This window comes from Desulfosarcina widdelii, assembly GCF_009688965.1.
Lineage (GTDB): Bacteria > Desulfobacterota > Desulfobacteria > Desulfobacterales > Desulfosarcinaceae > Desulfosarcina > Desulfosarcina widdelii.
Genome location: NZ_AP021875.1, coordinates 4533702 through 4544159 on the forward strand (window position 1 = coordinate 4533702; position 10458 = coordinate 4544159).

At 56.8% G+C, this 10458-nt stretch carries 8 protein-coding genes; 7 read left to right on the plus strand and 1 reads right to left on the minus strand.

Annotation, left to right across the window (positions count from 1 at the left end):
* Positions 1 to 34 precede the first annotated feature (34 nt).
* The 6 genes from GN111_RS20795 (at position 35) to GN111_RS20820 (ending at position 8522) form a co-directional block, all read left to right on the plus strand.
* Positions 35 to 4504 carry an FAD-dependent oxidoreductase gene (locus GN111_RS20795; RefSeq protein ID WP_155305593.1) on the plus strand — a complete coding sequence of 1490 codons (4470 nt, stop codon included), beginning with the start codon at positions 35 to 37 and terminating at the stop codon, positions 4502 to 4504.
* Between the two features lie 203 nt (positions 4505 to 4707).
* Positions 4708 to 5121, plus strand: coding sequence for a hydrogenase iron-sulfur subunit (locus tag GN111_RS20800; protein WP_231715512.1), 414 nt, complete (start codon positions 4708 to 4710; stop codon positions 5119 to 5121).
* Positions 5122 to 5168: 47 nt separating this feature from the next.
* A complete protein-coding gene (locus tag GN111_RS20805) occupies positions 5169 to 5837 on the plus strand; it encodes a methylenetetrahydrofolate reductase C-terminal domain-containing protein (RefSeq protein WP_155305594.1) in 669 nt (222 codons plus the stop codon).
* Positions 5834 to 6775, plus strand: coding sequence for a methylenetetrahydrofolate reductase (locus GN111_RS20810; protein WP_155305595.1), 942 nt, complete (start codon positions 5834 to 5836; stop codon positions 6773 to 6775). The genes GN111_RS20805 and GN111_RS20810 overlap by 4 nt, the downstream gene beginning before the upstream one ends.
* 124 nt (positions 6776 to 6899) lie before the next feature.
* On the plus strand, positions 6900 to 7289 hold the full coding sequence (locus GN111_RS20815; protein ID WP_155305596.1) for a response regulator transcription factor: 390 nt from the start codon (positions 6900 to 6902) through the stop codon (positions 7287 to 7289).
* Between the two features lie 375 nt (positions 7290 to 7664).
* Positions 7665 to 8522, plus strand: coding sequence for a shikimate dehydrogenase family protein (locus tag GN111_RS20820; protein WP_170302388.1), 858 nt, complete (start codon positions 7665 to 7667; stop codon positions 8520 to 8522).
* 13 nt (positions 8523 to 8535) lie between these two features.
* On the opposite strand, the gene GN111_RS20825 is transcribed toward GN111_RS20820, so the two are convergent.
* Complete coding sequence (locus GN111_RS20825) at positions 8536 to 9933, minus strand: sigma-54 interaction domain-containing protein (RefSeq protein ID WP_155305598.1); 1398 nt, start codon at positions 9931 to 9933, stop codon at positions 8536 to 8538.
* Between the two features lie 215 nt (positions 9934 to 10148).
* On the opposite strand from GN111_RS20825, the gene GN111_RS20830 reads away from it, so the two are divergent.
* Positions 10149 to 10421: a hypothetical protein gene (locus tag GN111_RS20830; protein ID WP_155305599.1), complete on the plus strand. Its 273-nt coding sequence runs from the start codon at positions 10149 to 10151 to the stop codon at positions 10419 to 10421.
* Positions 10422 to 10458: the final 37 nt, after the last annotated feature.

The window sequence follows — 10458 nt, forward strand, 5'->3', positions numbered from 1 at the left end:
TCGTCTCTTATCAAATTTTCGCGAGGATTGTGTAATGGCAGATAGAGAAAGCACCCAAGACAAGGATGTCGTCGGCAGCGTGCTGGTGGTGGGCGGCGGCATTGCAGGCATTCAGGCGGCCCTTGATCTGGCCGATTCGGGCTATTTCGTTCATATGACCGAGACCAAGTCGGCCATCGGCGGCGTCATGGCTCAACTGGACAAGACCTTTCCCACCAATGACTGCTCCATGTGTGTCATTTCGCCAAAATTGGTGGAGTGTGGGCGGCACCTGAACATCGACCTGATGACCCTGACCGAAATCGAAGAGGTCACCGGCGAGGTGGGCAATTTTACGGTACGCTTGCGTCAGAACGCCCGCTACATCGAAATGGACAAATGTACGGCCTGCGGGGAGTGCGCCAAGGCCTGTCCCATCGAAACGCCGAACCTGTTCGACGAGGGCCTGAGGGATCGCAAGGCGGCCTTCAAACTCTATCCCCAGGGGATGCCATCCGCCTATGCCATCGAAAAACGGGGGACGGCGCCATGCAAGGCCACCTGTCCGGCCCATGTGAGCATCCAGGGATACATCGCCCTGATCAACGACGGCCGCTACAAAGAGGCGTTGAAGCTGTTCCGGCAGGACCACCCGTTTCCGGCGGTTTGCGGTCGGGTCTGTCACCACCCCTGTGAAAGCGCCTGCACGCGCAACGATGTGGACCAGCCATTGGCCATCCGGGAATTGCATCGTTTTCTGGCCGATTACGAAAAAAAGAGCGGCGAGGTTGCCATACCGGAAATTACCGCCGAAAGGCGCGGCGAGAAGGTGGCCGTGATCGGCTCCGGTCCGGCCGGCATCACCGCAGCCTATTACCTGCTGCAGCAGGGCTACGGGGTAACCGTTTTCGAAAAGCAGCCCGAGCCGGGTGGCATGATGCGCTACGGCATCCCCGAATACCGCCTGCCCCGGGACATCCTGGCCGGCGAAATCGACGTGGTGCGGCAGATGGGCGCCGACATCCAGTGTGGCGTGACCTTCGGAGCCGACATCACCCTGGAAAGCCTCAAGGCCGACGGTTATAGCGCCTGTTTCATGGCTATCGGCCTGCACGGCGGCCGCCGCCTGGGCGTGGAAAACGAGGACGTCGACGGCGTTCTCCAGGGCGTCGATTTTCTGCGAGACGCGGCCATGGGCAAGCAAATCGAGCTGGGTGAGGATGTCATCGTCGTGGGCGGAGGCAACGTGGCCATCGACGTGGCCCTGACCGCCAAGCGCAAGGGGGCCAAAAACGTCACCCTGATCTGTCTGGAAAAACGGGAAGAGATGCCCGCCTGGGAGCATGAGATCGAAGAGGCCCTGGAAAGCGACATCCGGATCGTCAACAGCTTCGGCCCGAAGTCCTTTTACATCGACAAGAACAAGCGCGTTTCGGGTATCGAATTCAAGACCTGTACGGCGGTCTTCGATGAAGACGGTCGCTTCAACCCCGCCTACGACGAAGCCGAGTGCCAGCCCTTTTTCGGCGATACAATCATTATCTCCATCGGCCAGAGCACGGATCTTACGGGCATCAAGGAGCAGGGAGTCGCCATCTCCCGCCCCGGGGGGCTGGAGGCCGATCCGGTCACCCTGCAGACCCCCATAGACTGGGTCTTTGCCGGTGGCGACGCCTTTTACGGACCCAAGTCGGTGGTGGAAGCCGTGGCCTGCGGCAAGGAGGCCGCCGAAAGCATCCACCGCTTCATCAATGGCCTGGACCTGACCGAAGGCCGGGAAAAGGAGTGGGATTTCGTCAAACCCGAGGTGAGCGGCGAGGTCAACAAGCCGCGTACAACGGTTCGCTGCCTGGATCCAGAAGCCCGGGAGTGCAATTTTCTGGAAGTGTCTTTCGGTTTTAACGAAGAAGAGGCCAAAACGGAAGCCCAGCGCTGCCTCAAATGCGGTCTCTGTTCCGAGTGTTATCAGTGCGTGGATGCCTGTCTGGCCAAAGCGGTCAACCACGACATGGTAGCCGAAGAGAAAACCATCAAAGTGGGAGCCATCATCCTGGCACCGGGGTTCACACCCTTCGATCCCACTGCCCACAAGACCTATTCTTATGCCACTCACCCCAACGTGGTCACCAGCCTGGAGATGGAGCGCATCCTGTCCGCATCCGGTCCCTTCGAGGGCCATCTGGTGCGGCCGTCGGACCACAAGGAGCCGGACAAGATCGCTTGGCTGCAGTGCGTGGGTTCCCGGGACATCAACTGCTCGGACCACAGCTACTGCTCGTCGGTGTGCTGCATGTACACAAACAAACAGACCGTCATTGCCAAGGAGCACAGCGAAAAGGAACTGGATACAGCCGTCTTTTTCATGGACATGCGGACCCACGGCAAGGAGTTCGAGAAGTACTATATGCGGACGAAAGAGGAGAAAGGCGTACGCTTCATCCGCTCCAAGGTACATACCATCGATCCGGTGGAGGATGACAACCTGAGGCTGCGCTACATCACCGAAGAAGGCGAATTGGTCGAGGAAACCTTCGACATGGTTGTGCTGGCGGTGGGTCTGGCCCCCAACAAGGAGTCGGTGAGCCTGGCGAAGACGATGGGAATCGATCTCAACAAACACCTGCATGCCGCCACCAAAACGCTTCAACCGGTCAGTTCGTCCCGACCGGGTGTTTTTGTGTGCGGTGCTTTCCAGGAGCCAAAAGACATTCCCCAATCGGTCATGGAAGCCTCGGCCGCAGCCTCCACCGCCACGAGTCCGCTGGCCGAGGCCCGCGGGTCACTCATCCGGACCAAAGAACTGCCCCCGGAAATCGATTTCAGCGGACAGGAACCCAGGATCGGCGTCTTTGTCTGCAACTGCGGCATCAACATCGGCGGCGTTGCAGATGTGCCGGCTGTAAGAGAGTATGCCCGCACGCTTCCGTATGTGGTGCACGTGGAAGACAATCTCTTCACCTGCAGTCAGGATACCCAGGATAAGATGAAAGAGGTGATCAAGGAAAACAACATCAACCGGGTGATCGTGGCCTCCTGCAGCCCGCGAACCCACGAGCCTCTGTTTCAGGAGACGATCCGCGACGCGGGCCTGAACAAGTACCTGTTCGAAATGGCCAATATCCGCGACCAGAATACCTGGGTGCACATGAACAACCCGGACCGGGCCACGGACAAGGCCAAGGACCTGGTGCGTATGGCGGTGGCCAAGGCGGCCTACATCGAGCCCTTGCATCAGGTTAGACTGGATGTGATCCAGAAGGTGCTGGTGGTCGGCGGCGGTGTGGCCGGCATGGAGGCGGCCCTGGGCGTTGCCGAGCAGGGCATCCAGGTCTTTCTGGTGGAACGCGGCAACGGACTTGGGGGCGTAGCGCATAATTTGCGGGCCACCTGGCAGGGCGAACCAGTAAAACCCTATCTTGAGAATTTGATTGAAAAGGTTCGCAACCATGAGAAGGTTCGGGTTTTCATGAAAACGGAGCCCGTAGAGACCACCGGCATCATGGGTAATTTCACCACCACGCTGATGACCTCCGGCGAAACGTTGACCGAGACGGTGGTGGAGCATGGCGCCACCATCATCGCCACCGGCGGCAAGGAATATACGCCCACCGAGTACTTGTATGGGCAGAATCCCAACGTACTCACCCACTTTGAAATCGATGCAGCCCTGGAAAAAGATGACGCCCGGATTGCCGAGGCCGAAACCGTGGCCTTCATTCAATGCGTGGGCTCCCGTACGACGGAGCGGCCCTATTGCAGCCGACTGTGCTGCACACATACCTTAAAGAATGCGCTGGAACTCAAAAAGAGAAAACCGGACATGACCATTTATGTTTTGTACCGGGATATCCGTTCCTACGGGTTCCGCGAGGAACTTTACAAAGAGGCCAGAGCGCAGGGGGTCATCTTCATACGCTACAACTTGGAAGACAACCTGCCCGAGGTCACTGACGTCGATGGCGGTTTACGCGTGAAAGTACGCGATCATGTGCTTCAGTTGCCCATAGAGCTGAACCCGGATCTGCTGGTGCTGGCCACGGCGGTGCTGCCCAACGAAAACAAAGACCTGTTTGAGCTGTTCAAGGTCCCGGTCACCGCGGAAGGTTTCCTGGTGGAGGCCCATGCCAAGCTGCGGCCGGTGGACTTCGGATCGGAAGGCCTTTTCATGGCCGGCCTGGCGCACTACCCCAAACCCCTGGAAGAAACCATTGCCCAGGCGAGGGCGTCGGTATCCCGGGCCATGACGATCCTTTCGAAAGAGGCCATCATGGTGGGCGGTGTGGTGGCCGAAGTGGACCCGGACAAGTGCGCTGTCTGCGTCACCTGCGTGCGCACCTGCCCTTACAATATCCCCTATATCGGCGAAGAGGGTCATGCGGTGATCGAACCGGCCGAATGCCACGGCTGCGGCTGTTGCGTGGCCGAATGCCCAGGCAAGGCGATCCAGCTCAAGCATTTTACCGACGAGCAAATCGTTGCCAAGACAGCGGCTCTGTTTCAGAAGAAAAAAGAGGCGGCCGCCTGACAGGAAAACGATACCGTTGCCATCTGCTATGGAATATGGGCGCCACACAATCGGCAGCCTGAGAACTCCGGGCGCCCAAAAAAATAGAGAGACAGGTTGAAGCGTTGTAGACTGAAGACAAGTGCGAAACAATATGCCAAATCGGGTAACTTTTCTTCAGCGTTCAGCCGAAACAACGAAACATTTAATTCTGGAGAAAGATCATGAACGAAAGCTTTGAACCTCAGATCCTGGCCTACTGCTGTAAGTACTGTGCATACGCCGCCGCCGACCTGGCCGGATCCATGCGTTTGAATTATCCAAGCAACGTTAAGGTAATTCAGGTGCCGTGCAGCGGTCGGGTAGATATTCTCCACCTGTTGACTGCCTTTGAAAAAGGCGCCGACGGCGTATACGTGGCCGGCTGACTGGAGGGTGAATGCCATTTCCTGGAAGGAAATCTGAAAACCCGAAGAAAAGTCGAATACGTTCAGCGAACCCTTGAAGAGCTGGGCATAGAGCCGGAACGGGCACAGATGTATAATCTCTCTTCAGCGCAAGGCCCGCGTTTTGCCGAGATTGCAACCGAAATGACAGAGAAGATCAAAGCATTGGGACCTACCCCGGTGAATTCTTAACCACGGTCGGGCGGCAGGTGCCGCGAAGACTCGTAAGAGGTGAAGCTATGATAGTTGCGGATCGAAAATCTCTTGAAGAGATACAGGACATGATCAAGGCGTACAATAAAATCCTTCTTGTGGGCTGTAAAGGCTGCGTCACGGTTTGCAACGTGGGCGGAGCCAAGGAGGTGGGCGTGCTGGCTGCAACCCTGAAAATTGCCCGCAAAAAGGAGGGCAACCCCATCGAAATCGATGAGAAGACCCTGGAGCGCCAGTGCGATCCCGAATATGTGGAGCAGATTCGAGATGTTTACGACCAGTACGATGCCGTGCTTTCAATGGCATGCGGCGTGGGACCCCAGTTCCTTTCCGAAGCATACCCCGGCCAGACATTCTTACCAGCGGTCAACACCAAGTTCTTCGGCGGTGCGGTGACCCACGGCATCTGGGAAGAGCGGTGCGCTGGTTGCGGCACCTGCATCATCCATTACTTCGATGGGCTCTGCCCCATCGCACGCTGCTCAAAGAGCCTCCAGCACGGTCCCTGCGGTGGCAGTGCGGACGGCAAGTGCGAAATTTCCAAAGATGTGGAGTGCATCTGGGACACCATTGTCAAAAAGAAGATGGAACAGGGACGCCTTGAGGATTTGCGCAATATCCGGGCAGCCAAGGACTGGCAGTCGGCAAGGGACGGCGGTCCCCGGAAAAGCATAAGGGAGGAGTTGGTGCAATGAGCAATAATGGATATAAATCGGGAAGTAATCTGGAAAAAGTGCTCAAGGCCGGCCACTTCGCCTTTACCGGTGAGTGCGGGCCGCCCAAGGGCGCCAATGTAGAGCATCTTAAAGAGAAATTCGAACACCTGCGGGGCAAGGTGGACGCGGTCAATGTGACCGACAACCAGACCGCCGTGGTGCGCATGTCCAGTGCGGCTGCTTCGGCCATTATGGTGGCCAACGATATCGAGCCCAACTTTCAGATGGTTTGCCGGGACAGAAACCGCCTGGCCATGATGGCGGATGTTCTGGGAGTGTATTCTCTGGGGGTGAGAAATATGCTCTGCCTTTCCGGCGACCACCAGAAGTTCGGCAACCACCCGCAATCCAAAAACGTTTACGACATCGACTCCATGCAGCTCATCGCCATGGTCAAGAAGATGCGGGACGAAGGGAAATTTCTCAACGAAGAAGAGATCGACGTTCCCCCCAAAATGTTTATCGGGGCGGCGGCCAACCCCTTTGCGGACCCTTATGAGTTTAGGATTTACCGGTTGGCGAACAAAATCGATGCGGGTGCCGATTTTATCCAGACCCAATGTATCTACAACATGCCGCGGTTCCGCGATTTCATGAAAAAGGCCGTGGACATGGGCCTGACGGAAAAGGCCTACATCCTCGCCGGCGTCACCCCCATGAAAAGCGCCCGAATGGCGCAGTATATGGCCAAAATGGTTCCCGGCATGGATGTTCCCGAGGAGTTGATCGAGCGATTGAAGGGCGCCGGAAAAGGCAAGCAGGCCGAAGAAGGCATCAAATTCGCCATTGAGCAGATCGAGGAGTTCAAGGAGATGGAGGGCGTGGCCGGCGTCCACCTCATGGCCATCGAGTGGGAGCATAAAGTGCCGGAGATTGCTGAGCGGGCCAACGTGCTGCCCAGGCCTCAGGTGGATTGATCCGGTTTCGCGAAACCGGCCATATCAGAGATCGCACCATAAGCCAAAACGGTTGCCTATGGCGACCCAACCAAGCTCAGGCTGCTGATTTTAACCAATCAGCTACGGATAAAGGAGAGATGTTATGAACGACAAAAAAAGAATCCTGGTGGTAGACGACGAGCCCGATTTCTGTTCCATCGTTCAAGGGAACCTGGAAAAGGAAGGCTTTTTGGTGGAGGTCGCCTATGACGGCGCTCAAGGGCTGGAGAAGGTCAAAGCCAATCCGCCCGATGCCATCGTGCTGGATGTTATGATGCCGGAAATGGATGGCTATGCGGTGTGCAAAGAGCTCAAAAGCGATGAGAAGCTGGCCGACATTCCGGTTTTGATGTTAACCGCCGTGGCGTCCCACGTTTCATCCACACGCTATTCTCACTATGACGGTATGAGCATGGAAGCCGACGACTATCTTCCCAAGCCGGCTTCGGCGGAAGAGATCACGGAAAGTCTGAAGGGTCTGTTGAACCTCTAGCGGTTGCAATTGTACAGGATTGATGGTGCGCTGCGGCCGCCACGGCTGCGCCGCAGTCGCCGGAACATCCTTTAGGTCGTGATCCGGCCATGGCGCCTTCAAGGGGAAGAAAGCGCGGCCGGTCATCGATTGCTTCCGGATCCAGGCACCCGAGATGATGCCTCCAACCCGGCTGTGTTTTCCGCAACAAGCACGCCGGCAAAAAGTCCTAAAACGGGTGTTCTGGATTCGGAAGCAACGGTTTCATTGTCGCAGCCGCGTTTCAGTTAATCTTTCGTCCAGAAAAGAACCTGCTCGTGAATGCGGAGCAGGTTTTTTATCCGCAACAACCGTGATTCGCGTCTGCCAGGGCGTCGACCACCGAGACCCGGTCCCATGAAGCGTTTTTTAGAAAACCCGGATGCCACCTACGAGTACAAGACCAAGGTCTTCTGTATCATCAGTGACCAGCGGGTGTTTCGATCCAAATCGCCGCAAATTTTTACTCGCGTGATTGGCAGAGCCGGGCTCAAAGGGGCGTACGTCCCCTTTATGGTGGAACCCGACAACCTCGGCAAAGCCCTGGAGTGCCTGCGGGTCCTTAATATTGCGGGGGCCAACATTACCGCACCGTTCAAAGAAGCGGTCCTGCCTTATCTGGACATTCTCTCCGAAGGGGCCAACATTATCGGTGCCGTCAACACCATTGTCTGCAAGGGTGACCAGCTCAAAGGATACAACACCAATGCCATCGGCATCATGGATGCGCTCAACGAGGTCGCGTTCGATGTGGCTGGAAAACGGGCGCTGGTCATCGGTACGGGCGGTGCCGCCCGGGCCGTGATATTCATTCTCAACTGGCTGCGGGCCGAATCGGTGACCGTGGCCGGGCGGAATGAGAAAAAGACCGGCTGTCTGGCCGAACATTTCGGTTGTCGGCCGATGTCGCTGCAGGCTTTAGTCGACGCTCCCCTCGACCAGGAGATCGTCGTCAACGCAACATCCGTTTCGGGCAGCGACGAATGCGGCGAATTGAGCGATATTGCCGCGTGCATACATGGCGATGAATGCCGCCTGGTGTTTGACCTCAACTATGGCCGCCGGAACAATATCTGGCTGACCCTGGCGGACCGATGGGGAGTGCGGTTCATGGACGGCCTCTCCACCCTGGCCTATCAGGCCCGCCGAACCTTTCTGCTGTGGACCGGCCAGGAGCTGCCCCAGGAGGAGTTTCTAAAAGCCCTGGAAGAGTAGCCGTTTCATTTCTCTATTTGGAAGAGCGGATCTCCCGTTTCAGGTCGATTCCGTATTTTCGCATTCGGTTCCACACGGTCACCCGGTTGACGCCCAGCAGGCGCGCCGCCTGACTCTGGTTGCCGCCCGTCGCCTGAAGGGCGTTGATTAGCTCTTGCCGCTGGCTGTTTCCGGTGTCGGCAAGCCTGGGAGTGGCTACCGCAGCGACAGGCGACGGTTGGGCCAGCATTTGGGGCGGCAGGTGATCGATGTCGATGGCTTCCCGGTCAACAACGGTGAATGCATACTCAAGGGCGCTTTTCATTTCCCGGACGTTTCCCGGCCACGGGTAATTCATGAAGCAGTTCAGGGCTTCACGGGTCAACCCCCGAATGTTCTTGCCCGTGCGCAAAGCCAGCCGGCTGATGAACGTATTGACCAGAAGAGGGATGTCGTCTTTGCGCTGTCGTACCGGCGGCAGGTGAATGGGAATGACATTGATTCTGAAGTACAGGTCTTCCCGAAAGCGTTTCTGGTCGATGAGTTCCAACAGGTTGCGGTTGGTAGCCGTGATGATGCGGACATCGGTCTCGATGGGTCGGTTTTCGCCGACCCGTTCGAACTGGCGGGTTTCCAGCACCCGCAGCAGCTTGATCTGGATGGAGAGCGGGATGTCTCCGATTTCGTCCAGAAAAAGGTCGCCCCCGTCGGCCGCTTCGAAACGACCGGCCCGGTCCCGGAACGCCCCGGTAAACGATCCTTTGACGTGGCCGAAAAGTTCGCTTTCCAGCAGGGCTTCGTTCAGGGCGGCACAATTGAGCTGCATATAAGGTCCGTCTTTGCGCTTTCCATGTTCGTGGATGGCCTTGGCCACCAGCTCCTTGCCGGTACCGCTTTCCCCGAAAATGATGATGGGCGCGTCGCTCAAAGCGGCTTTTTCGATGATGGCAAAGACGGCTTTCATCGGGTCGCTGCCGCCGACAATGCCGCCGAAACCGCTGTTTTCGTCCAGTTGGCGGGAAAGGACCTCCACCTTGCGGTCCAGGCGGTCGATTTCGCTCAAATCCGTAAGCGTCTCCACAGCCCCCATCACCGTTCCTTCCTCGTCTCGCAGCACCGAAGCATTTTTCAAGGCCGGAAAGAATGTGCCGTCTTTTTTCTTGATGGTGCATCGGCAGCGGCGCATCTCTGGCTGGCCGGGTTCGAACAGCTTGCACCAGCCATCGCCCAGGTTGTTGATTGCCATTTCGCAGGCTTCGCACGCCAGCAGGGTGCACGGCCGGCCGGCCACTTCTTTGGCCGCATAGCCGGTCATTTCTTCGAAAGAGCGGTTTACGGAGAGAATGCGGCCCTGTTGGCTGATGATGAGCATTCCCTCGCTCATGGTGTTGATCACCCGCTCCCAGTGTCGATTGATTGCCGCGAAGGGCATCAGAACCTCCTTTAACAGTGTTTAAACATGTGTTTATTTATACAGCATGTGTTTAAACAAAACAACCGGTTCTTTTCTTCTACACAATCCAGCGTTTATATAAAACGAATAATTTAAATGACTTAATAACTGTCCGCGTCATGGGGTACACTGGCATGGTTTTTGTTAAATGCTGAACAGGGCAAAAAGCGAATCGCTTTTTACGGATAAACCAAATGGGGAAAGCGGGCACCATGGGCGGTCATCACCAACTTCACCTTGAGGATCTTCCCTGGCCCCTGAGCGTGCTCAATTTCAACCGGGCCCTGGACGCCCTGAAGCCCGGAGACGACATGCATGTAACCGTTATAGACCCGGATGTTGTCGGCAATTTGCGTCAACTGCTGGGCAGCCTGCCGGGGCTGAGCTACGACATAAAGCGGATCGGCGAAAAATTCCGTATCCTGGTGGCCAAAAAAGCCATCGATGACAACGATGCCCGTTCATAAACGCACGTCACGGTCGTGTGCGTTTGCCATATTCAAC